At 71.8% G+C, this 23,481-nt stretch carries 16 protein-coding genes; 12 read left to right on the top strand and 4 right to left on the bottom strand.

The genetic code is table 11. From position 1 onward, the window contains the following. The first annotated feature begins 68 nt into the window (after positions 1-68). From mmsA to B5D80_RS24485, 3 genes are all read left to right on the top strand, one after another. Positions 69-1,607: a multiple monosaccharide ABC transporter ATP-binding protein gene (gene mmsA / locus B5D80_RS24495; RefSeq protein ID WP_088646289.1), complete on the top strand. Its 1,539-nt coding sequence runs from the start codon at positions 69-71 to the stop codon at positions 1,605-1,607. Continuing rightward, on the top strand, positions 1,604-2,854 hold the full coding sequence (gene mmsB, locus B5D80_RS24490; RefSeq protein ID WP_088646288.1) for a multiple monosaccharide ABC transporter permease: 1,251 nt from the start codon (positions 1,604-1,606) through the stop codon (positions 2,852-2,854). Before mmsA ends, mmsB begins: the two co-directional genes overlap by 4 nt. Positions 2,855-3,197: 343 nt before the next feature. After that, positions 3,198-5,303, top strand: a complete 2,106-nt coding sequence (locus B5D80_RS24485; RefSeq protein ID WP_088646287.1) for a family 43 glycosylhydrolase — start codon at positions 3,198-3,200, stop codon at positions 5,301-5,303. A gap of 226 nt (positions 5,304-5,529) precedes the next feature. Here the strand turns inward: B5D80_RS24485 and B5D80_RS24480 are convergent, their stop codons facing one another. The 3 genes from B5D80_RS24480 to B5D80_RS24470 all read right to left on the bottom strand — a co-directional run bounded on the left by B5D80_RS24480 (position 5,530) and on the right by B5D80_RS24470 (position 11,085). Then, on the bottom strand, positions 5,530-7,866 hold the full coding sequence (locus B5D80_RS24480) for a beta-L-arabinofuranosidase domain-containing protein (RefSeq protein ID WP_088646286.1): 2,337 nt from the start codon (positions 7,864-7,866) through the stop codon (positions 5,530-5,532). Between the two features lie 137 nt (positions 7,867-8,003). Then, on the bottom strand, positions 8,004-9,773 hold the full coding sequence (locus B5D80_RS24475; protein ID WP_425437250.1) for a family 43 glycosylhydrolase: 1,770 nt from the start codon (positions 9,771-9,773) through the stop codon (positions 8,004-8,006). Positions 9,774-10,320: 547 nt separating this feature from the next. Further along, positions 10,321-11,085, bottom strand: coding sequence for a FadR/GntR family transcriptional regulator (locus tag B5D80_RS24470; RefSeq protein ID WP_088646285.1), 765 nt, complete (start codon positions 11,083-11,085; stop codon positions 10,321-10,323). 151 nt (positions 11,086-11,236) lie between these two features. Here B5D80_RS24470 and B5D80_RS24465 point away from each other — a divergent pair, with 151 nt between their 5' ends. Genes B5D80_RS24465 through B5D80_RS24425 form a run of 9 tightly spaced genes read left to right on the top strand, consistent with a single transcriptional unit; the run spans position 11,237 to position 21,642 of the window. Beyond that, the gene (locus tag B5D80_RS24465; protein WP_088646284.1) at positions 11,237-12,505 is read left to right on the top strand and encodes an ABC transporter substrate-binding protein; all 1,269 of its coding nucleotides are present in this window, start codon (positions 11,237-11,239) and stop codon (positions 12,503-12,505) included. A gap of 3 nt (positions 12,506-12,508) precedes the next feature. After that, positions 12,509-13,474: a carbohydrate ABC transporter permease gene (locus B5D80_RS24460; protein WP_245854955.1), complete on the top strand. Its 966-nt coding sequence runs from the start codon at positions 12,509-12,511 to the stop codon at positions 13,472-13,474. Then, the gene (locus B5D80_RS24455) at positions 13,474-14,301 is read left to right on the top strand and encodes a carbohydrate ABC transporter permease (protein WP_088646283.1); all 828 of its coding nucleotides are present in this window, start codon (positions 13,474-13,476) and stop codon (positions 14,299-14,301) included. Before B5D80_RS24460 ends, B5D80_RS24455 begins: the two co-directional genes overlap by 1 nt. A gap of 1 nt (position 14,302) precedes the next feature. Continuing rightward, positions 14,303-15,544, top strand: coding sequence for a mandelate racemase/muconate lactonizing enzyme family protein (locus B5D80_RS24450; RefSeq protein ID WP_088646282.1), 1,242 nt, complete (start codon positions 14,303-14,305; stop codon positions 15,542-15,544). 21 nt (positions 15,545-15,565) lie between these two features. Beyond that, complete coding sequence (locus B5D80_RS24445; RefSeq protein ID WP_088646281.1) at positions 15,566-16,594, top strand: zinc-dependent alcohol dehydrogenase; 1,029 nt, start codon at positions 15,566-15,568, stop codon at positions 16,592-16,594. Further along, positions 16,591-17,352 (top strand): SDR family NAD(P)-dependent oxidoreductase, encoded by a 762-nt coding sequence (locus B5D80_RS24440; protein ID WP_088646280.1) that lies wholly within the window; start codon positions 16,591-16,593, stop codon positions 17,350-17,352. The genes B5D80_RS24445 and B5D80_RS24440 overlap by 4 nt, the downstream gene beginning before the upstream one ends. After that, complete coding sequence (locus B5D80_RS24435) at positions 17,349-18,212, top strand: amidohydrolase family protein (RefSeq protein WP_245854954.1); 864 nt, start codon at positions 17,349-17,351, stop codon at positions 18,210-18,212. The genes B5D80_RS24440 and B5D80_RS24435 overlap by 4 nt, the downstream gene beginning before the upstream one ends. Then, complete coding sequence (locus tag B5D80_RS24430) at positions 18,209-19,192, top strand: aldo/keto reductase (protein WP_088646278.1); 984 nt, start codon at positions 18,209-18,211, stop codon at positions 19,190-19,192. Before B5D80_RS24435 ends, B5D80_RS24430 begins: the two co-directional genes overlap by 4 nt. 53 nt (positions 19,193-19,245) lie before the next feature. Next, positions 19,246-21,642 (top strand): RICIN domain-containing protein, encoded by a 2,397-nt coding sequence (locus B5D80_RS24425; protein WP_211291632.1) that lies wholly within the window; start codon positions 19,246-19,248, stop codon positions 21,640-21,642. A 79-nt stretch (positions 21,643-21,721) separates the two neighbouring features. On the opposite strand, the gene B5D80_RS24420 is transcribed toward B5D80_RS24425, so the two are convergent. Further along, positions 21,722-23,419, bottom strand: coding sequence for a tetratricopeptide repeat protein (locus B5D80_RS24420; protein ID WP_088646276.1), 1,698 nt, complete (start codon positions 23,417-23,419; stop codon positions 21,722-21,724). Positions 23,420-23,481: the final 62 nt, after the last annotated feature.

Raw genomic sequence — 23,481 nt, 5'->3', positions numbered from 1 at the left:
CGGTCACCGGCCGCCGCGCCCGACGCATCGCAAGCCCGCCTCAGGCTTCGACGATCAGGACGCTGACCATGGACGACACCATCCTCGAGATGCGACGCATCACGAAGACCTTCCCCGGGGTGACCGCGCTTGCCGACGTCTCCCTCGCGGTGCGCCGGGGGGAGATCCACGCCATCTGCGGCGAGAACGGCGCCGGCAAGTCCACCCTGATGAAGGTGCTCTCCGGGGTGCACCCGACCGGGTCGTACGACGGCGAGATCGTGCTGGACGGCACGCCTGTGCACTTCCGGGGCATCCGCGACAGCGAGTCCCAGGGCGTCGTCATCATCCACCAGGAACTCGCCCTGGTGCCACACCTGTCGATCGCCGAGAACATCTTCCTTGGCAACGAGCGGCGCGGCCCGGGTGGACTCATCGACTGGAACCGCGCCAACGCCGAGGCCGCCGACCTGCTGGCCTCGGTGGGCCTGCACGAGAACCCGGTCACCCCCGTCATCCAGCTCGGCGTCGGCAAGCAGCAGCTCGTCGAGATCGCCAAGGCGCTGTCCAAGAAGGTCCGGCTGCTCATCCTGGACGAGCCGACCGCCGCGCTCAACGACATCGACTCGGCGCACCTGCTCGACCTGCTGCGTCGGCTGCGCGACCGGGGCATCACCTGCATCCTGATCTCGCACAAGCTCAACGAGGTCACCGCGATCGCCGACGCGACCACGGTCATCCGGGACGGGCGCACCGTGGAGACGCTGTCCCTGGCTTCCGGCGAGGTCACCCAGGAACGGATCATCCGGGGCATGGTCGGCCGGGACCTGGACAGTTTCTATCCCGACCGGGTCTCGAAGCCGGGGGAGGAGGTGCTGCGCATCGAGAACTGGAGCGTGCGGCACCCCACCCAGGACCGGCTCGTCGTCGACGACGTCAGCCTGGACGTCCGCGCCGGCGAGGTGGTCGGCATCGCCGGGCTGATGGGCGCCGGGCGCACCGAGCTGGCGATGAGCGTCTTCGGCCGGTCGTACGGCCGGGACGTGCGGGGCCGGCTGTTCGTGCGGGGCCGGGAGGTCCGGGCGAACACCGTCGCGGAGGCCATCGAGCACGGCATCGCCTACGTCACCGAGGACCGCAAGCGCTTCGGTCTCAACCTCATCGACGACGTGCGGCGCAACGTCTCGGCCGCCGCGCTGGGCCGGCTGGCCCGCCTCGGCTGGGTCAACGGCAACGAGGAGATCAGGGTCGCCGAGCAGAGCCGGCGCGACATGAACATCAAGACGACCAGCGTGATGGCAGTGGTGGGCAAGCTCTCCGGCGGCAACCAGCAGAAGGTCGTGCTGTCGAAGTGGCTGTTCACCAACCCGGACGTGCTGATCCTGGACGAGCCGACCCGGGGCATCGACGTGGGCGCGAAGTTCGAGATCTACACGATCGTCAACCGGCTCGTCGCCGAGGGCAAGGCGGTGATCCTGATCTCCTCGGAGCTGCCGGAGCTGCTCGGCATGTGCGACCGCATCTACACCCTCGCCGCCGGCCGGATCACCGGCCAGGTGCCGGTGGCCGAGGCGACCCAGGAGAACCTCATGGACCTGATGACGAAGGACAAGGAGCGCGTGGGATGACCAGCGTCAAGACCTCATCGCCGCCGTCCCCGCCGCCCACCGGGAAGAGCCCGGGCGTCGCCCTGCACGCCGGCACCAGCGACCTGCGCGCGCTGATCATGAACAACCTGCGGCAGAGCGGCATCTACGTCGCGCTGGTCGTCATCGTCGGGCTCTTCGCCGTGCTCACCGACGGGGTGTCGCTGAGCCCCGGCAACATCACCAACATCGTGCTCCAGTACTCCTACATCCTGGTGCTGGCGATCGGCATGGTGATCATCATCATCGGCGGGCACATCGACCTGTCGGTGGGCTCGGTGGTGGCGCTCACCGGGGCGGTCTCCGCCGTGCTGGTCATCCGGGAGGGCTTCCCGTGGTGGGTCGGCATCCTGGCCGCGCTGGCGGTGGGGGTCGCGGTCGGCGCGTGGCACGGCTTCTGGGTGGCGTACGCCGGCATCCCGGCCTTCATCGTGACGCTCGCCGGCATGCTGCTGTTCCGGGGCCTGACCCTGCGGGTGCTGGACAACATCTCGCTGTCCCCGTTCCCCGCCGACTACCAGCAGGTCGCGGCCGGCTTCCTCAACGGCCTGCTCGGCGGGGACGGCTTCGACGCGTTCACCCTGCTGATCGGCGCGGTCGCGGTGGCCGGGTACGCGGTGAGCGGTTTCCGGACCCGGGTGGCCCGGGTGCGCTACCAGCAGCCGGTGGAGTCGTTCCCGCTGTTCGTCGCCCGGGTGGTGCTGGTGGGCGCGGTCATCATGTACTTCGCCTGGCAGTTGGCCCACGCCCGGGGCCTGCCGATCGTCCTGATCATCCTGGCCGTGCTGGTGCTGGTCTACGGCCTGCTCACCCGGCGTACGGTCTTCGGCCGGCAGGTCTACGCGATCGGCGGCAACCTCTCGGCGGCGATGCTGTCCGGGGTGAAGGTGCGGACGGTCAACTTCTGGATGTTCGTCAACATGGGCTTCCTGGCGGCGGTGGCCGGGGTGATCTACTCATCGCGTTCCAACGGCGCCCAGCCCGCCGCGGGCAACATGTTCGAACTCGACGCGATCGCCGCCGCGTTCATCGGCGGCGCGGCGGTCACCGGCGGGGTCGGTACCGTGGTCGGTGCGATGGTCGGCGGTCTGATCATGGCGGTGATGAGCAACGGGATGCAGCTCATGGGCGTCGACCAGTCCATCCAGTCGGTGGTCAAGGGTCTCGTGCTGCTCGTCGCCGTGGCGTTCGACGTCTACAACAAGCGGCGCGCCGGCTCCTCCCGCTGACCGGTGACGCGGCAGCCGCCCGCGTCGCCCACCCCCCGCGCCGGACACCCCGGGCCACGTCGGACCGTTCCGACCCGGCCCGGGGTGTCGGCATCTGCGCCTGTCGATCGTGTCCGCGCTGTTTCAGCTTGACGAGCATCATGTTATCGCTCACAGTCTATGGATAGCTGAAGCCGTTCCCGCGGCGGCTGGTCGGCAGGCCCGACCCGTCGCCGCGCCGCGTCGTGCGCCATCGCGGACGCACCGCCGAGTGAACGTTGACATCGGCAGGCTTCGAACACAGCGACGACGGTGGCCCGCGTTCCCGGCGCGACCGTCGATCGACCGTTGGCGAAGGAGGGTCATGGTAGCCATGGGTGAGGTGCCGATCGCGGTCCGGCGACGGCGGGGCTGGTGGTCACGGGTCGTGGCCGCGCTGTTGACGGTGCTGGTCGGCGGTGGTCTCGTCGTGGTCCAGTCGACCGGCGCGGCGGCGGCGACGGTGGACACCACCGCCTGGTACGTGCTGGTCAACCGCAACAGCGGCAAGGCGCTGGACGTGTACAACTTCGCCACCAACGACGGCGCGCGGATCACCCAGTGGACCCGCGGCGACGGCACCAACCAGCAGTGGCAGTTCGTCGACTCCGGCGGCGGCTACTACCGGTTGAAGTCGCGGCTGTCGGGCAAGGTGCTCGACGTCTACAACCTCTCCACCGCCGACGGCGCGGCGATCGTGCAGTGGACCGACGGCAACGGCTCCAACCAGCAGTTCCGGCTCGCCGACTCGGCCGACGGCTACGTCCGGCTGCTCAACCGCAACAGCGGCAAGGCGGTCGAGGTGCAGAACGCCTCGACGGCCGACGGCGGCAACATCGTCCAGTACGCCGACTGGGGCGGTACCAACCAGCAGTGGCAGCTCGTCCGGGTCGACGGCGGCACCACCCCGACCACGCCGCCGCCCACCACGCCACCGGCGAGCGGCTCGTACACCAACCCGGTGGTGTGGCAGGACTTCGCCGACGTCGACATCATCCGGGTCGGCGACGCGTTCTACCTGTCCGCCTCGACCATGCACTACTCGCCGGGCGCCCCCATCCTGCGCTCGTACGACCTGGTGAACTGGGAGTTCGCCGGGCACTCGGTGCCCCGGCTGGACTTCGGCACGAAGTACGACCTGAACGGCGCGCGGGCGTACGTCAACGGGATCTGGGCGTCGACGCTGAACTACCGTCCGAGCAACCGCACCTACTACTGGGCCGGCTGCATCGACTTCGCCAAGACCTACATCTACACCGCCGCCGCCGTCGACGGGGCGTGGAACCAGCACTCCACCATCAACAAGTGCTACTACGACGCCGGCATGCTGGTCGACGACAACGACACCATGTACGTCGCCTACGGCAACACCCAGATCAGCGTCGCGCAGTTGTCCGCCGACGGTAAGAGCGAGGTCCGCAGCCAGCAGGTCTTCTCCACCCCGTCGAGCGTGGGCACCCTGGAGGGGGCCCGGTTCTACAAGCGCAACGGCAGCTACTACATCTGGCTCACCCGGCCGGCGAACGGCCAGTACGTGCTGAAGTCGTCGAGCCCGTTCGGCCCGTACGAGATGCGGCAGGTGCTGCTCAACATGCCCGGCCCGATCTCCGGCGGCGGCGTGCCGCACCAGGGCGGCCTGGTGCAGACCCCGGCCGGCCAGTGGTACTACATGTCCTTCGTGGACGCCTACCCCGGTGGGCGGGTGCCCGCCCTGGCCCCGATCACCTGGACCGCCGACGGCTGGCCGCAGATCCAGACGGTCAACGGCGGCTGGGGCACGTCGTACCCGAACCCGCTGCCGACCCGGCCGGTCAAGCCGCTGACCGGCACCGACACGTTCTCCGGCAGCACCCTCGGCCCGCAGTGGGAGTGGAACCACAACCCGGACAACAGCAAGTGGTCGGTCAACGACGGCCTGCGCCTGCAGACCGCCACCGTCACCAACGACCTCTACAGCGCCCGGAACACGGTCACCCACCGCATCCAGGGGCCGACCTCCACCGCCACCGTCGAACTCGACTACTCGGCGCTGCGCGACGGCGACCGGACCGGGCTGGCGGTGTTGCGCAACTCGTCGGCCTGGATCGGCGTCCGGCGGGACAACGGCGCCACCCGGGTGTCGATGACCAACAACCTCACCATGGACGGCAGTTGGCGGACCACCAACACCGGCACGGAGATCGCCTCCGCGCCGGTCAGCGGGGGACGCATCTGGCTACGGGCCACCGCCGACATCCGCCCCGGCTCCGGCCGGCAGGCCCGGTTCTCCTACAGCACCGACGGGGTCACCTTCACCGCGCTGGGCAACGCGCTGACCCTCGACAACACCTGGCAGTTCTTCATGGGCTACCGGTTCGCCCTGTTCAACCACGCCACCCAGGCCCTCGGCGGCACCAGCACGATCCGTCAGTTCCAGCTCACCACCCCCTGACCCGGCCGGTCAGGGGCGCGGAGCGGCCGGGCCGCCCGTACCGTCGGCACCCCTCGCGGGCCGGTCGGTGCGGGCGGCCCGGCCCGTTGCGCCCGGGGCGGGCCGCCCGGCCTGCGCCGACAGCCACCGCGCACGGAACGGGGCCGCCCCTTGGCGGGGGCGGCCCCGTTCGTGGGACCGTCGGGCCCGCACCGTCTCGCCGGCGGTGCGGGCCCGACGGTGGTCCTCACTGGTTGGCGACGAACCGCCACCGGTTGTCCACGCTGCCGTTGTCGGAGTCCTGCACGGCCTGCGCGCCCTGCGCGGTCGAGCCGTTGAGGATGCCGAGCAGCTTCCCGCTGTTGACGTTGCGGATCTTGTAGGTGCCGTCGCCCTGGCTGAGCAGGGTCCACCGGTGGTCAGCGGTGCCGTTGTCCGCCCACTGCAGGACCCGGGCGTTGTCGGCGGTGGACATGTTCTCCACGCCGAGGACCTTGCCGCTGTTGACGTTGCGGAACCGGACCGCGTCGCCGTCGGTCACCACCACCCAGTTGTGGTCGGCGGTGCCGGTGTCGCCCCACTGCAGGGCCAGCCCGCCGTCGGCGGTGGACATGTTCTGGATGCCGAGGACCAGACCGCTGCCCACGTTGACGATCCGCGTGCTGCCGCCGGTGCTGCCACCACTGGTGCTCCAGTAGACCGTGTAGTTGAAGCCGTGGGCGTCGTAGAACGGCCCGAGGTTGACCGTGGACCCGTTCGCGGTGGCGGTGAACGCCAGGGTGCTGGTGCTGGTCCGGGTCACCGACGAGGCGTTGAGCGACGGCAGGGCGCTCAGGGCGGTGTTGCCGTAGTTGCCGGCCAGCACCGCCGGTCCGTACGTGAGGGCCGCGACGTTGGCGTTGTCGTTGCTCGGCTGCACCACGACCTTCATCGGCAGCCGTACGGTGAGGGTGTCGCCGGCCGCCCAGGCGCGGGTGACCGTGGCGTAACTGCCGGGGTTGGTGGCGACGCTCTGGGTTTCGCCGTTGACGGCGATCGTCGCGCCGGTGGCCCAGGCCGGGATGCGGACCCGGATGCTCCACGAGCCGCTCATCGACCCGGAGAGGGTCAGCGTGCTGGTGTCGCTGGCCGGGTAGCTGGTGCTCTGGGTGACCGTGATCCCGCGCTGCGACCAGGTCAGCACCGACGGCACGAACAGGTTCACCGTCAGCGTGGTGTCGTTGTAGAAGTAGATCGAGTCCATCAGCTTGGTGTTCGCCTCGATGCCGGTGCCCTGACAGCACCAGAACGAGTTGTAGTCGGTGCTCCAGGTGCCGCCGCCCCAGGCCGGGCCGACCCCCCGGCGTCCGCCCGGCTTGAGCGGGGTGAAGTAGGTGACGTGGCCGTGACCGTCGGCCGGGTTCTGCGCGCCGACGACGTGGTTGAGCAGGGCACGCTCGTAGAAGTCGAAGTACGCGACCCGGTTCGGGTCGAGCAGCCACAGCTCCCGGGTCAGCTTGAGCATGTTGTGGGTGTTGCAGTGCTCGCAGGTGTCGTTGGTCAGGTACCCGGCGATCGCGTTCGGCGGCCGGAAGTGCTCGGCCTGACTGTTGCCGCCGATGACGTAGGTGTGCGCGTTGACGGTCATGTTCCACGCGTTGCCGGCGATGTCCCGGTAACGGGTCGTGCCGGTCGCCTTGAACTCCCGCGCCGCGCCGATCCACTTGGGCACCTGGGTGTTGGCGTGCTTGCCGTTGAGCTGGTCGGAATTGCTGGCGAGCGGGTTGAACACGCCCGCGTGGTCGAACCGCTGGGCGACGGTGAGCCAGCGCCCGTCGCCGGTGTGCTGGTAGATGTCGGTCAGCGCCTCGTTCATGCCGCCGAACTCGGTCTCCAGCATCGCCTGCATCTGGTTGTAGCTCAGCCGCGACGTGCGGGTGTCGACCCAGCCGGCAAGCGCCAGCAGCACCGAGCGGGCCTGCGTGTTGCCGATGTAGCGCCACACGTCGAGCAGCCCCATGAGGGTCTTGTGGATGCAGTAGTAGGGCACGTTGCCGTTGGACAGGGTCCTGGCCTCCAGCGCCGCGAAGTCCGACTCGGGGAAGCCGGACAGGTAGCCCGCGGTGAACCCGGCCGCGCCGTTGTTGGCCTGGCACTTCGCCAGCTCGGCCACCATGTAGTTGGCCTTGTCCCGGCAGGTGGTGTCGCCGAGCACCGCGTACGCCTGCGCCCAGGCGGTGAGGAAGTGCCCCTGCATGTGGGTGCGGAACGGGAAGGACGGCGCGTCCCAGCCCCCGTTGGTCGCGGCCCCGTTGGTGCCCAGCCGGTGGTTGGCCCGGAAGTTGTAGAGCATCCGGTCGACGTCGACGAACCGCAGGTAGCTCAGCGTCCGGTTCTGGTTGTCCAGCAGCCGGCCGGCGGTCAGCCGGACCTGACCCAGCTCGAACGGGTACGCCGAGACGCCCAGGTCGGCCCGGGCCGGGGGGACCACCAGCGCCGCGCCGGCCGGCCCGGACCCGAGCAGGGTGCCACCCGCGGCGGAGGCGAGCGCGGTGGCGCCGGCGGCCTGGAGAAGTTGGCGTCGGTTGAGGGACGGGAAGGACATGGGAACCTCCAGCGGACCGGATCACGGGCGAGCGCCCGTCCGGGTGGGTCGTACGGACGGTGGTGTCGGGTGGTGGGGCGCCGGCCCGCCCCGGTGGGGCGGAGCGGGCCGGCGTGACTGTCAGCCGCGCGACGGGGTCACACGGGGGTGCAGGTCAGGTCGGTCGGTGGCTGGTTGCTGCCGGTGGTCGAGCTGATGTAGCCGACGGTGGTGGAGCCACCGGCCCCGAGCTGCCCGTTGTAGGCGGCGTTGGTGACGGTCACCTGGTTGCCCTGCTGGGTCAGGGTGCCGTTCCACGCCTGGGCCACCGTCTGGCCACTGGGGAGGGTGAAGGACACCCGCCAGCCGGTGATCGGGGTGGACCCGTTGGTGATGGTCAGCTTGCCCTCGAAGCCGCCCTGCCAGGTGTTGACCACGGTGTTGGTGGCCGCGCAGGACAGCCCGGAGGGGGTGGTCGGAGCCGGAGTGGTCGGAGCCGGAGTCGTCGGGGCCGGGGTCGTCGGGGTGGGGGTGGGGGTCGCGGTGGGCGTCGGGGTGGGCGTCGCGGTCGGGGTGGGCGTCGGCGTGGTGCCGCTGCCGTTGAACTGCCACCAGTTGACGTTGAACAGGGTGCCGCTGCCGCCGGTGAACCGCAGGTACATGTCGTGGGTGCCGGTCGCGCCGGACACCGGGCAGGAGACGGTCTGCCAGTTCTGCCAGCCGCCGGTGACCGGCACGGAGCAGCTGGCCACCCGGGTGCCGGTGGCGCTGTCCAGCCGGACCTCGATGGTGCCGCCGCTGCCGGCCGACGCGACCCGGGCGTTGAAGGAGGTCGCGCCGGTGCCGAAGGCGACCCCCTTGACCTTGATGTAGTCGCCGTTCTCGATGTATCCGACGTTCATCCCGCCTTCGCTGGACACCTCCGTCTCGATGCCGGAGCCCCAGGCGATCGTCTCGGCCTCCTGCCGCACGTACGGGTTGAGGGTGCCGATCTGCGGCGCGCCGGTGGTGGTCATGTTGATCGTCGGGATGGTGCCGTTGGCGCCGTAGGTGAACTTCTCCACCGCGACGGACCGGGTGTAGCCGCCGCCGCCGGGCAGCGCGCCGTTGTGGTAGAAGAAGTACGAGCCGCCGTTGAAGTCGACGACCCCGGCGTGGTTGGTGAAGCTGCCGCCCTGGCGGGGCATGACCGTGCCCCGGTAGGTCCACGGTCCGAGCGGCCCGGTGGCCGTCGAGTAGCCGATGAACTCCGAACAGCACTCGGCGGCGAACACGTTGTAGTAGATCCCGTTGCGCTTGTAGACCCAGGGCCCCTCCTCGTAGAGGGTGGGGCGGGTGGTGTTGCCGGTCCGGGTGCCGAATCCGGCGGTGGTCAGCGGGATCTTGGTGACACTGCCGGAGTACGAGATCATGTCGGCGTTCAGCTTGACGTACCACAGGTTCGGGTTGCCCCAGTAGAGGTACGCCTGCCCGTCGTCGTCGATGAAGACGGTCGGGTCGATCTCGCCGTTGGCCGCCAGCGGCCGGCCGATGGCGTCGCGGAACGGGCCGGTGGGGCTGTCGCTCACCGCCACCCCGATGGCCATCGAGTTGGTCGACTTCGCGGTCACCGGCACGTACCAGTAGAACTTGCCGTTACGGGCGATGACCTGGCCGGCCCAGGCGTCCGCCTTCGCCCAGCTGAAGGTGCCGACGTTGAGCGGCGAGCCGTGGTCGGTCCAGTTGACCATGTCGGCGGAGGACCAGACCCGCCACTCCTTCATGGTGAACCACGTCGAGCCGTCCTCGTCGTGGCCGGTGTAGAGGTACACCCGGCCGTTGTGCACCAGCGGGGCCGGGTCGGCGGTGTAGATGTGCTGGACGATGGGGTTGTCGGCCTTCGCGGTGCCGGCCGGCAGCAGGGTCGAGACCAGGAGCAGGGCCGTCAGCCAGGCGAGGGTGCGCCGCAGTCGGGTCAGCGGTGGCAGTGCGGGTTTCACCAGTACCTCCCAGTGTGGGCGATGCGTGTTGAGGGCGTCGACGCGTCGGTGGCCTACCCGGACTCCGCCGGCACCCCGGCCGTCTGCCGGTGGGTCTGGACGTGTTCGAGCGGCCCGCCGTGCGCGGGTACGCGGGGGTGTGGCGTCACGGCTCGATCGCGCTCCCGGCCGGGGACGGCTCTGCGGTCGGCGCGCGGTCGGGTCAGGACCCCACGGTGGCGGTGGACGACGTGCGCCGGGGGATTCCGGGCGCGTCGAACCCTCGACCCGACCCGGCGGCGTGCCGCATCCACGGAAGTGCCCGGAGGTGTCCCACCGACGTTGCCCGTGCCCGCACTCCGCTGCACCGACCGGTGCCGGTGGGCACAGCGCGGAAGCGTGCCCTTCGCTCCCGCGGCCGACGGTATCTTGTTATCGTTAACACCCGCAAGCCATTGACGTCCGTTGGTTGCGCAGCGCCATTTCGGGCCGTGGGCTCTCCGCCGGCCCCGGCGGGTCAGCGCACCAGCCGCCCGGTGTCCGGTCCGCCCCGCCGGACCAGCCACGCCTCGGTGATGTGGGTGACCATGGCCTCGGCCGCGCCGTCCGGGTCGTGGGCCGCGATGCGTTCGTAGATCCGCCGGTGACCCCGGTTGGACGCCACGCACAGTGCCCGCTCGGAGCGGCCCATGTAGCGGGCGGTGTTGACCACCTGGCTCTCCAGCGACCGCACCACGCCCCGGGCGATCCGGTTGCCGGACGCCTGCATGATCACGTCGTGGAACGCCCGGTCGTGCTCGTGGTAGGCGACCTGGTCGTCGACCAGCTCGTCCATCCGGTCGACCAGGGCGCGCAGCCGGTCGACGGTCTCCTGGTCGGCCAGCCGGGCGGCGACGTTGGCCATGTCGGACTCCAGCACCCGCCGGGTGGCCACCAGGTCGTCGAGGATGGTCAGGCTGTCGTCCTCGGCGATGGTCGCGGCGAGCACGAGCTCGTCGAGCATGTCCCACATCGACGGCGGGGTGACGATGGTGCCGCTGCCCTGACGGACCTGCACCAGACCCTTCTCCTGGAGGATCTTGACCGCCTCCCGGACGACCGTGCGGCTGACCGAGAACGCCTCGCACAGCGCCGGCTCGGGCGGTAGCGGGGCGCCGGGCGGGTGAACTCCGCGTACGATGCGTTCCACCAGTTCCGCGGTGACGGCCGTGGCGAGGTTGGCCGGTCGTCGCGCCCAGCTCGGCGGCGTGGACGCGTTCAGGGTGACCTCCCGTGCCGTCATGTCCCCTCCAGTGACTCCCGCGGACCGCGCCACGACCTGACTGACGCGAATTCTACGTCCCACTGTTGACGTCATACGTCATACGAGTTACTTTCTCGTCAATTCATGCGTCTCGATCAGCGCAATCGACCGAGTTCGAAGGTGAGCAGCGATGAAGCAGCGAGCAGTGTGGTCGGCCGTCCTCGTCGCGGCGCTGGCGCTGGCCGGCTGCGGCAGCGCCGGCGGGACGCGTTCCCCGTCCGGCGGGGCGGACGGGAAGCTGGTGGTCTGGGACTGGAAGTCCGGCGAGGCATCCGCCGCGGCGTACCTGCAGAAGGCGAAGGCCGACTTCGCCCGCAAGCACCCCGGCGTTACCGTCGAGTTCGTCGCCCAGCCCTTCGAGCAGTACTACACGCTGCTCGGCACCGCGATCCAGGCCGGCAAGGGCCCCGACGTGATCCTGTTCAACGGCGGCGGCCAGATCCGGGACCGGGCCGACGCGCTGCTGCCCCTCGACGACTACCTGGCCGAGGACCGGCAGCGGCTCACCGGCTGGGAGGCGTTCAGCAAGGACGGCAAGACCTACGCCGGCCCGGTCACGTTGCAGGGCCACCCGATCTACTACAACCGGACCCTCTACGAGAAGGCCGGCCTCGACCCGGCCAAGCCCGCCACCACCTGGTCGACGTTCGTCGCCGACTGCGCCACCATCACCACCCGGACCGGCGCGAAGTGCTTCGCCCTGGGCAACAAGGAGGGCTTCGGCATCCAGTTCTTCCTCTCCGTCCTCGGCTCCGGCGTGCTCACCCCGCAGGAGTACGACGACTGGATCGCCGGCCGACGGAACTGGAACTCCCCGCACGTCAAGCGGATCTTCGCGCTCTGGAAGGAGACCCAGGACGCCAAGCTCAACAGCGACGGGGCGAACTCGACGGCGATGTTCAACGACTCGTTCGCGATCTTCCAGTCCGCCAAGGCCGCCCACGTCATCGGGCTGATGTCCGACGTCGGGCACTGGAAGGACTTCAGCGAGTTCCTCACCGCCGAGAAGCTCGGCGTGATGCGCGCCCCGGTCGTCGAACCCGGCGCCACCCCGAGCCTGCCCTACGACGGCGGCATCGGCTACGGGGTCGCCAGATGGACGAAGGACCCGAAGGTCGCCGCGGACCTGGTGCGCTCGCTGACCTCGACCGACGCGCTGAAGTCGTTCTACGCCGACGCCGGGGCGATCGCCGCCGACACCACCATCGACGTCTCCCAGGGCGGCCCGGCGGTGACCACCATCGTCGCCGACCTCAAGGCCGGCAAGCCCGCCCTGCACGTGGCGCTGTCCTCGAAGACCCTGGACCTGATGGGCCGGCTCTCCCAGCAACTGCTGAGCGGCTCGGTCACCGTCGACGAGGCGGTGAAGCAGCTGGCCGCCTCCGACCAGGCCGGCTGAGCCGTGCCGGTCGACGAGGCGACGCCGGCGGTCCGCCCGGCCCCCACCGGCCCGGCGCGACGGGCCGGGTCGGGGTCGCGGGCCACCCCGCGTCGCGGTCGCGGCGGCCGGCGCTCCGAGCGCCTCGCCCCGTACGTGCTGCTGGCCCCGGCCCTGCTGATCCTGCTGCTGCTGCGGTTCTGGCCGCTGCTGCTGGGGGTGAACTTCTCGTTCACCGGTGACGGCGAGCGCGACGGGTCGGCGGTCGGCCTGGCCAACTACCTGGAGCTGGCGCGGGACCCGCTGTTCCTGGGCGCGCTGCGCAACGTCGGGCTGCTCGTGCTGCTGCTGCCGGTGGCGGTGGCGATCCCCGGCCTGCTGGCCACCTTCATCTACCTGCGGGTCCCCGGGCACCGGCTGTACCGCAGCGTCTACTTCTTCCCGGCCGTGCTGTCCCCGGTCATCGTCGGGGCCATCTTCAACCTCCTGCTCGCCTTCGACGGCCCGCTCAACGCCCTGCTCGGCGGGGTCGGGCTCGGGCCGGTGGACTGGCTGGGCGACCCGGACGTGGCGATGTTCGTGGTGGTCGGGGTGCACGTCTGGGCGACCTTCGGGATGGCGCTGGTGGTGTTCCTCGCCGGCTTCGCCACCCTGGACGCCTCCCTGCTGGACGCCGCCCGGGTGGACGGCGCGTCACTGCCCCAGACCATCCGGCACGTGATCGTGCCCAGCCTCTCCCGCACCATCCAGTTCGTCGTCGTCACCACGATGATCGGGATGCTCACCTCCATGTTCGGCCTGCTCTACGTGATGACCAGCGGCGGCCCGGAGGGCTCCACCTACCTGCCGGAGTACTACATCTGGATCCAGCAGGGGCAGCTCAACCGGCCGGCGCTCGCCTCGGCCGCCTCGACGGTGCTGTTCCTCATCATGCTCGTGGTGGGGCTGCTGCAGATCAGCCTGCTCCGGCGGGCGGTGAGGGAGGCGTGATGTCCCACCTGCGGTGGGGGCGGTGGCTGCTCGCCCTCCCGATGGCCGTCCTGGCCCTGGCGACCGTCTACCCCCTGGCGTTCACCCTCAACGTGGCCATGAAGACCCGCCGCGAGTACGTCCTCGACCGGTTCTCCCTGGCCGACGCCCTACGCTTCGACAACATCGGCGCGGCGTGGAACAGCGTGGGGATGGCCCGCTACCTGGCCAACTCGGTGGGCGTGGTGACGGCGTCGGTGCTCCTGCTGCTGCTGTTCGGCTCGATGGCCGGTTTCGCGTTGAGCCAGCTCCGGTTCCGGGGCTCGTCGGTGCTCTTCCTGTGCTGCCTCGCGGCGCTGTTCGTGCCGTTCCAGGTGATCATGGTGCCGCTGGCCCGGGTGATGGCGGACGCCGGCCTGGTCGACACCTACCCGGGGCTCGTGCTGGCCTACGTGGCGCAGTTCCTGCCGTTCACGATCTTCCTGATGACCAGCTACTACAGGACCATCCCGACCGAGATCATCGACGCGGCCCGGATCGACGGCAACAGCGTCTACGGCGTCTACCGACGGATCATGCTGCCGCTGGGCACCCCGGCGCTGCTGTCGGTCGGCATCCTCGACGCCCTGTTCTGCTGGAACGACGTGCTGATCGCGCTGCTGCTGATGCCCTCGGCCGAACACCGCACGCTGATGGTCGGGGTGACCTCGCTGCGCGGCCAGTACTCCGACGACATCCCCACCTTCGCCTCCGGGGTGCTGATCGCCGCGGTGCCCGTACTGGTGATCTACCTCTTCCTCCAGCGTCAGATCGCCGACGGTGTCGCCGCCGGCGCCACGAAGGGCTGACATGCGGATCACCGGATACCGGACCCTGACCACCGTGCAGGAGTGGGGGCGGCCCGTCGGCGACGCCAACGGCGTGTTCGCCGACGGGGTGACCGCCGTGCCGATCGTCCTGGTCGACACCGACGAGGGCATCACCGGCGTCGGCCTCGGGCCGCACACCGACCTCGAACGGATCTTCGCCGCGATCGACGGGGAGGACCCCCGCGCGGTGACCACCCTCTACGACCGGATGCTGCGGCAGACCTTCAAGGCGGGACACGCCGGCTCGGTGTTCGGCACCATCGGGGCGCTGGACACCGCGCTGTGGGACATCAAGGCCCAGGCGGCCGGGCAACCCCTGTGGCGGCTGCTCGGCGGACGCGACCGGCGGGTGCCCGCCTACGCCTCCGGCCTGGACATCGGCCTCGACGACGACGCGCTCGCCGCGGCGTACACGGTCTACGCCCGGCACGGGCTGCGGGCCGCCAAGCTCAAGGGCGGCCTCGACATCGAACGGGACCGGCACCGGCTGCACGTGGTCCGGGAGGTGCTGACCGAGGCCGGTCGGGGGCAGCGGCCCGGCCTGATGCTCGACGTGAACGAGGCGTGGACCCGCAAGCAGGCCGTACGGCACGTCGCCGAACTCGAACGCACCCTGGACCTCGTCTGGATCGAGGAGCCCGTCCGCCGGTGGGACGCCGAGGGCCTGGCCGTCGTCGGGCGCGGCATCCGGGCGTCCGTCGCCACCGGGGAGAACCTCACCGGCCTGGAGCAGTACCGGCCGCTGATCGCTGCGGCGGCGGTCGACGTCGTGCAGATGGCCGCGGTGTGGGGGGTCACCCACTTCCTGCGGGTGTCCGCCCTGGCGCACGCCTACGACCTGCCGGTCAGCCCGATCGGCAACCACCCCGTCGGCCTGCTGCACGCCGCCACGTCGGTGCCCAACCACATGGTCAGCGAGTTGCAGGACCTCCACCCGCCGGTCGGGATCACCCGCGACCTGCACGTCGAGGACGGCGCGTTCGTCCTCGGCGACTCCCCGGGACTGGGCGTCACGGTCTGCGAGGAGGAGATCGGCAGGTACCCGCGCCGCTCCGACGTGCCGACGCCGGACGGCCCCAACGTACGGCCGGAACGGGCCGGTCGCCGGTTGCTGGCCGTGGCCGACCCGGCCGCCACCCCGGCGGGCCGGTACGTCACCCCGTTGCCCGGCACCCCGACGCACCACAACCACGACGGTCTGCCGTCCGCCGTCCCGCACTGACCCGACCGCGAGGGAGCACGAATGAAGGCAGTGGTCTACCGCAGCGCCCGGCACCTGGAGGTGCAGCGGCGCGCGCCGGAGCCGCCGGGGCCGGGACAGCTGCGGATCGCGGTCGCCTACACCGGGATCTGCGGCACCGACCTGCACGTCTACCACGGGGACATGGACGCCCGGGTGGGCCCGCCGGCGGTGATCGGGCACGAGATGTCCGGCCGGGTGGCCGAGGTCGGCGCGGGGGTCACCGGCTACGCCGTGGGCCAGCCGGTCACCGTGATGCCGACCCGGTTCTGCGGCCGGTGCGCCGCCTGCCGGCGGGGCGACGCGCACGTCTGCCACGCCATGGACTTCCTCGGGGTGGACTCGCCAGGCGCGATGCAGTCCTCCTGGACGGTACCGGCCGACCTGGTGGTGCCGCTCCCCGACGACCTGCCGCTGGACCGGGCCGCCCTGGTCGAACCGGTCGCGGTCGCCGTGCACGACGTGCGGCGGGGCCGGGTGACCGACGCCGACCAGGTGGTGGTCGTCGGCGGCGGGCCGGTCGGCGTGCTCGTCGCCACGGTCGCCCGGCACCGGGGCGCGCGGGTCCTGCTGGTCGAACCGGACCCGTTCCGCCGGTCGGTGGCCGCCGGGGTCGGGATCGACGCGGTCGACCCGGCCGGCACCGACGTGGTGGCGCTGGTCGACGGGCGTACCGACGGCGCGGGAGCGGACGTGGCCTTCGAGGTGTCCGGGTCCGCCGCCGGGGTCGGCACCGCCGTCGACGTGCTGACCACCCGGGGCCGGCTGGTCATGGTGGCGATCCATCCGCAGCCCCGGCCGGTGAACCTGCACCGGATCTTCTGGCGCGAGCTGGAACTGCTCGGCGCGCGGCTCTACCAGCGCGAGGACATGGTGGAGGCGGTCCGGTTGGTCGCCTCCGGCGTGGTGCCGGCCGGGCAGCTCATCTCCCGGGTGGTGCCCGTCGAGGCGGCGGCGTCGGCGTTCACGGCCCTGGAGGAGGGCGGCGGCGTGCTGAAGGTGCTGCTCGACTGGCAGGAGGCCGACCGGTGAACGCCCTGTTCGACCTCTCCGGCCGCACGGCCGTGGTGACCGGCGCGCGCCGGGGCATCGGGCTGGCCATGGCCGAGGCGCTGGCCGTCGCCGGCGCCGACGTCGTCGGCGTCTCGGCGCACCTCGAGGCCACCGGCAGCGAGGTGGAGCAGCGGGTACGCGCGGCGGGCCGCTCGTTCACCGCGCTGCGCGCCGACCTGGCCGACCGGGCCGAGGTCCGCCGGCTCGTCGCGGACCTGCACGCGCTCGGCCCGGTCGACATCCTGGTCAACAACGGCGGCACGATCGCCCGCACCCCGGCCGCCGAGCATCCCGACGAGATGTGGGACCACGTCATCGAGGTGAACCTCACCAGCCAGTTCGTGCTGAGCCGGGAGATCGGCCGGGCGATGGTGGCCCGGGGACGAGGCAAGATCATCTTCACCGCGTCGCTGCTCAGCTTCCAGGGCGGCATCACCGTCCCCGGCTACGCCGCCTCGAAGTCCGGCCTCGCCGGGCTGACCAGGGCGCTGGCCAACGAGTGGGCGGCGCACGGGGTCAACGTCAACGCCGTCGCGCCCGGCTACATCGCCACCGACAACACCCGGGCGCTGCGCGAGGACCCGGAACGCGACCGGGCCATCCTGACCCGCATCCCCGCCGGCCGGTGGGGGGACGCCACCGACCTGGCCGGCGCGACGGTGTTCCTCGCCGCCCCGGCCTCGGACTACGTCAACGGCATCGTCCTGCCCGTCGACGGCGGATGGCTGGGCCGGTGAGCGCGCCACCCGGTACCGTCGACGCCCACCACCACCTCTGGGTGCGGGCCCGGCACCCGCAGCCCTGGATCGACCCGGCCACCATGGCCGCCATCGACGCCGACTTCACCCCGGACGACCTGGCCCGGGTCACCCGCGCCGCCGGGGTCACCGAGACCGTGCTGGTCCAGGCCAACTCCACCGAGGCGGAGACGGTGGACCTGCTGGGCGTAGCCGCCGACCACCCGCTGGTCCGGGGGGTCGTCGGCTGGCTGGACGTCACGGCGGTCGACGTCACCGACCGGCTGGCCCGGCTGCGGACGGCCCGGGGCGGGCACCTGCTGGTCGGCGTCCGCTACAGCGTGCAGGACGAGCCCGACCCGGCGTTCCTCGACCGGGCCGACGTGCGGCGGGGGATCACCGCGGTGGGCGCCGCCGGTCTCGCCTTCGACCTGCTCGTCCGGCAGCACCAACTGGGCGCGGCCGGTCGGCTGGCCCGCGACCTGCCCGAGGTGCGGTTCGTCCTGGACCATCTCGGCAAGCCCGCCCTCGGCGGGACGGACCTCGACGACTGGGCCCGCGACCTGCGCGCCCTGGCCGCCCCGGCCAACACCACGGCGAAACTCTCCGGCCTGGTCACCGAGGTGCACCGGTCACCCTGGACGCCGCGGGACCTGCGCCCGGCCGTCGAGCACGCCCTCGACGCGTTCGGCCCCGACCGGTTGATGTTCGGCTCCGACTGGCCGGTCTGCCTGCTCGCCAGCACGTACGACAGGTGGGTCGACACGCTGGCGGAACTGCTCGACCCGCTCGGTGACGACGAGCGGGCGGCGATCTGGCGGCACACCGCCCGCCGGGTCTACCGACCGGAGTCGTCGTGAGAGCCCGTCCGCTGCCACGTCGGCCCTCGGTACGCCTTACCGCGCTGGGCTTCGGCGCGGCACAGGCCGGCAACCTCTACCGGGCCACCACCGACGAGGAGTTCGCCGCCGCCGTCGACACCGCCTGGGCGGGCGGCCTGCGCTACTTCGACACCGCACCGCACTACGGGCTCGGGTTGTCCGAACGGCGCATCGGCGCGGCGCTGCGTACCCGGCCACGCGACGAGTACGTGGTGTCGACGAAGGTCGGCCGGCTGCTCGTACCGTCGCCGCAGGACGCGCAGCGGCGCGACCCGGAAGGGTTCGACGTGCCCGCCGACCACCGGCGGGTCTGGGACTTCAGCCGCGACGGCGTGCTCCGCTCGCTGGAGTCCAGCCTGGCCCGCACCGGCCTGGACCGGGTCGACGTCGTCTACCTGCACGACCCCGACGACCACTGGGAACAGGCCGCCGCCGAGGCGGTGCCCGCCCTGGTGGAGCTGCGCGACCAGGGTGTGGTGGGGGCCATCGGGGCCGGCATGAACCAGTCCCACCTGCTCACCCGGTTCGTCGAGGAGACCGACGTCGACGTGGTGATGTGCGCCGGCCGGTACACCCTGCTGGAACAGGGGGCGCTGGCCGACCTGCTGCCCGCCGCCGAGCGCCGGGGCGTCGGCGTGGTGGTCGCCGGGGTCTACAACTCCGGCCTGCTGTCGCAGGACCGGCCCCCGGCCGACGCGACCTACAACTACCAGCAGGCCCCACCGGAGCTGATCGACCGGGCCCACCGGATCGCCGACGTCTGCCAGGCGCACGGCGTCACCCTGCCGCAGGCGGCGCTCGCCTTCGTCCGCTCCCATCCCGCCGTCGTCTCGACTGTCGTCGGCCTGCGTAACCGCGCGCAGGTCACGCAGACGCTGACCCGCGCGGACGCCGACGTCCCGGCGGCGCTGTGGCCGGCGCTGCGGGCCGCCGGACTGCTCGCCCCGGTCGCGGCATGATTCCACCGCGACGCCGGGCACCCCACCACCCCACCATGATTGGAGTCCCACCCGTGTCCGTCCCGACATCACCCGCCCGGCGCGGGCCGGTGCTGGCCGGCCTGGCCGCCACGGCGCTCGCCGCCACGGTCGCCGTGCTCGCCCCGGCCGGCCCCGCCCTCGCCGCCACCACCACCCTCTACGCGTCCCCCGCCGGCAGCGGCACCGCCTGCTCCACCAGCCAGCCCTGCTCACTGACCGAGGCGCAGAACGCGGTCCGGTCCCGCACCGCCGGGATGTCCGGCGACATCGTCGTCGAGCTGGCCGACGGCGTCTACCGGCTGGCCGCGCCGCTGCGGTTCACCGCCGCCGACTCCGGCACCAACGGCTACACCGTGACCTGGCGGGCCGCCGCCTCGGCCCGTCCGCAGATCAGCGGGGCCCGCGCGGTCACCGGCTGGTCGCAGGTCGACGCCGGGAAGAACATCTGGCGGGCGAGCGTGCCCGCCGGGCTCGACAGCCGGCAGCTCTACGTCAACGGTGCGGTCGCCACCCGGGCCCGCACCGCCGTCAACCGGGCCGACTTCACCTTCACCACCAGCGGCATGCGGTTCAGCAACGGCGCGTTGAGCTACCTCAACAACCTGGGCAACCAGAACCGGGTCGAGGTGGAGAGCGTCGGCTCGTTCACCGACCGGTACTCCCCGGTGCAGAGCATCAGCGGCAACTTCCTCACGATGCAGCAGCCGGCCTGGAACAACAACACCTTCGGCTTCGACACGCTGTCCAAGCCGCACCGCGCCGGCCCGTTCTACCTGGCCAACGCCTACGAGTTCCTGGACAGCCCGGGGGAGTGGTACCTGAACCCGGGCAGTGGGCAGCTCAACTACATCCCGCTGGCCGGGCAGAACATGAACAGCGTCAGCGTGGAGCTGCCCCAGTTGCAGTCGCTGGTGAACGTCGGCGGCAGCTACGACGCCCCGGCGCACCACATCGCGTTCAGCGGGATCACCTTCACCGGCACCAGCTGGCTCGGCCCGAGCAGCAGCAACGGCTTCGCCGACCAGCAGACCGGCGCGCACATCACCGGCACCTGGGCCCGCCCGGCCGACGCCCTGACCTCCTGCCAGGAGGGCTGCCCGCTGTTCGAGGCGACCCGGCCGAGCTGGAACCAGATGCCGGCCGCCGTGCAGGTCTCCGCCGCCAACACGATCACCTTCAGCGACTCCCAGTTCGTCAACCTCGGACAGACCGCCATCGGCATCGGCAACGACGCCAACGCGCACGCCAGCGGGGTCGGCCTGGGGGCCAGCAACATCACCGTCACCCGCTCCGAGATCGCCCGCAGCTCGGCCGGCGGCGTGGTGGTCGGCGGGGTGCGCGCCGACGCCCACCACCCGGGCGACCAGCGGATGACCAACCGGAACATCACCATCAGCAACAACCGGGTGCACGACCTCGGTCTGGAGTACCGGGGCGTGGTGTCGATCCTGACCACGTACGTCAACACCTCGCTGGTGTCGCACAACGAGGTCTACAACATGCCGTACACCGGGCTGTCGGTCGGGTACGGCTGGGGTGCCAACGACGCGGGCGGCAGCAACCACTACGCCGACCGGGGGCTGTACAACTACCAGCCGCGCTACTCCACCGCCACCACCGCCGCCAACAACCAGGTCGTCGGCAACTACGTGCACGACGTCATGCAGCAGATGACCGACGGCGGCTGCATCTACACGCTGTCGGCGAACCCGGGCGGCAGCATCACCGAGAACCACTGCCTGCGCACCAACGGCTGGTTCGGGCTCTACTTCGACGAGGGCTCCCGCTACTACACCGCCCGCAGCAACGTGTTCGCCAACACCGGCACCTGGGCCACCGCCAACTACTGGTACGCCGAGAACATGGGCAACTTCACCGTCACCAACAACTGGTCGACCAACAACAGCACCAACGTGACCAACGGTGACCGGGGCAACGTGGTCAACAACAACACGGTGGTCAGCAACAACAACTGGCCGTCGGGCGCGCAGACCGTCATCGCCAACGCGGGCGTGCAGGGCACGAGCAACCCGCCGGCGCAGGGCGTGCAGATCGTCGGCGGGCAGTCCGGCAGGTGCGCCGAGATCGGCGGCTCCAGCACGACCAACGGCACCCAGGCCCAGCTCTGGGACTGCACCGGCGCGGCCAACCAGCGGTTCACCCAGACCACCGGCCGGCAGCTCATGGTCTACGGCTCCAAGTGCCTGGACGCCTCCGGGCAGGGCACCGGCAACGGCACCCAGGTGGTGATCTGGGACTGCAACGGGCAGACCAACCAGCAGTGGAACGTCAACGCCAACGGCACGATCACCGGCGTGCAGTCCGGCCTGTGCCTGGACGCGAACGGCGCCGGCACGGCCAACGGCACGAAGCTGATCCTCTGGGCCTGCAACGGCGGCACCAACCAGCAGTGGAGCCTGCGCAGCTGACCGGTCGACCGTCGGGGTGCGCGGCCCGCACGCACCCCGACGGTCGTCGCCCCGGGTCACCGCGCGCGACGTGCGGCGGTCAGGAGGTGTGCCGGCGGCAGCGGGCGAGTTCGGCGCGCAGCTCGCGGCGTAGCGACCGGTCCAGGTCGGGCGCGGCGAGCGCGGCGGCGAAGTCCCGCGCGGCGGCGTCCCAGCGGCCGAGCCGGGCCAGCGCGGTGCCCCGGTTGTAGCGGGGCACCGCCGCCGCCGACAGCGCCACCGCCCGGTCCAGGTCGGCCACGGCGGCGGCGACCTCCCCCCGGTCGAACCGGACGGCGGCCCGGTTCGTCCACGCCTCGACCAGCTCCGGGTCGCCGGTCACCGCCCGGCTGAACAGCTCCTCGGCCCCGGCCGGGTCGCCGCGCTCGGAGCGGACCAGACCGAGGGTGCACAGCAGGGCCGGCTCGTCCGGGGCCCGCGCCAGCCCGGCCCGCGCCCCCGCCTCGGCGGCGTCGAGCGCACCCCGGCCGAGGTGCAGGTTGACCAGGGCGATCCGGGCGTCGAGGTGCCCCGGCTCGATGGCGAGCACCCGTTCCAGGTCGTCGCGGGCCCGCCCGGTGCGGCCCCGTTCCTGGTGCAGCACCGCCCGGTTGTAGTACGCCTCCGGCAGGTGCGGGCCGAGCCGGATCGCGCTGCCGTAGTCCCGGATCGCGGCCCGGTGCCGCCCGGCCGCCCGGTGCAGGGCGGCCCGGTCCACGTAGTACTCGCAGTTGTCGGGGTCGTGGCCGATCACCGTGTCGAGTTCGGCCAGGGCCCGTTCCGGGTCGCCCAGCGCCAGGTGGACCTGGGCCCGGTTGTGCCGCAGCCGGGCCACGTCCTGCGGGCGTTCCCCGGGGGCGAGCACCGCCGTCAGCCGGGCCAGCCCGTCGTCGATCAGGCGCAGCGCGCGTTCCGGTTCGCCCGCCCGGCTGTCCAGCAGGGCCACCCCCTGCTCGTAGAAGACCGTCGACAGCACCCGCTGCCGTGGGTCGGGCACCGTGCCGGCGAGCCGGAGCGCCTGCTGGAGCCAGTGCCGCGCCCGCGCCGGGTCCTGCGCGTCGGCGGGCAGGTGGCGGGCGTACAGCATGGCGGTGGCGTACGCGGCGGACATGGTGATCTTCGGATCGTCGGTGACGGTCCGGGTCTCGTGGTAGAGGTCGAGCGCCTCGGTGGCCCGGTCCAGCGCCGCCAGGGCGGTGGCCAGGCCGGTGGTGAACGCCCACCAGTGCGGCAGGTCGTCGTGCGGGGTGACCAGGGCGCGTCCGTGCCGGGCGGTGCGGGCCGCGTGGTGGTAGAAGCCGGCGGCCAGGCTCTCGCCGAGGGCGGTGCGCAGGGCCGCCGGGGTCGGGTCGACCGCGGGCCGGGCCGGGCCGTCGTCGCGCAGGTCCAGCCGCACCGGGTACGCCCCGAGCCGGCCGGCGAGCGCGTCGAGCAGCTCGCGGGTGGTCTCGTCGGCCGCGCCGACGTGGACGAACCGGAGCGTGACCGGTCGGCGCAGGGTGCCCGCCCAGGCCGCCACGAACTCGGTCGCGCCGTAGGCCAGGGCGGCGGTGCGTCGGGCGGGGTGGAACCGGATCGGCGCCTCGTCGGCGGCGGCGCGGGCCGTCGGGTCGAGCCGGGGCACGACGGCCCGCAGCTCGGTCCGGTGCCGGGCGGCCAGCCGGGGGCGGTCGGCGGCGATCCGGTGGAGCAGGTCGGCGACCCCGGCGTACGGCCCGAGGTCGCGGTGGCAGTCGTGGCGGGGTGGCTCGTCGGTCACGGGTGGTCCGGTGTCGCCGAGGGCGGGCGCCCGGGGGCGCCCGCCGGGCCGGCAGTTACCAG

Origin of the sequence: Micromonospora wenchangensis, assembly GCF_002210435.1 — a bacterium.
GTDB lineage: Bacteria > Actinomycetota > Actinomycetes > Mycobacteriales > Micromonosporaceae > Micromonospora > Micromonospora wenchangensis.
Note: the sequence above shows the minus strand (reverse complement) of the source record. Positions and strands in the feature narration are given on the sequence as shown.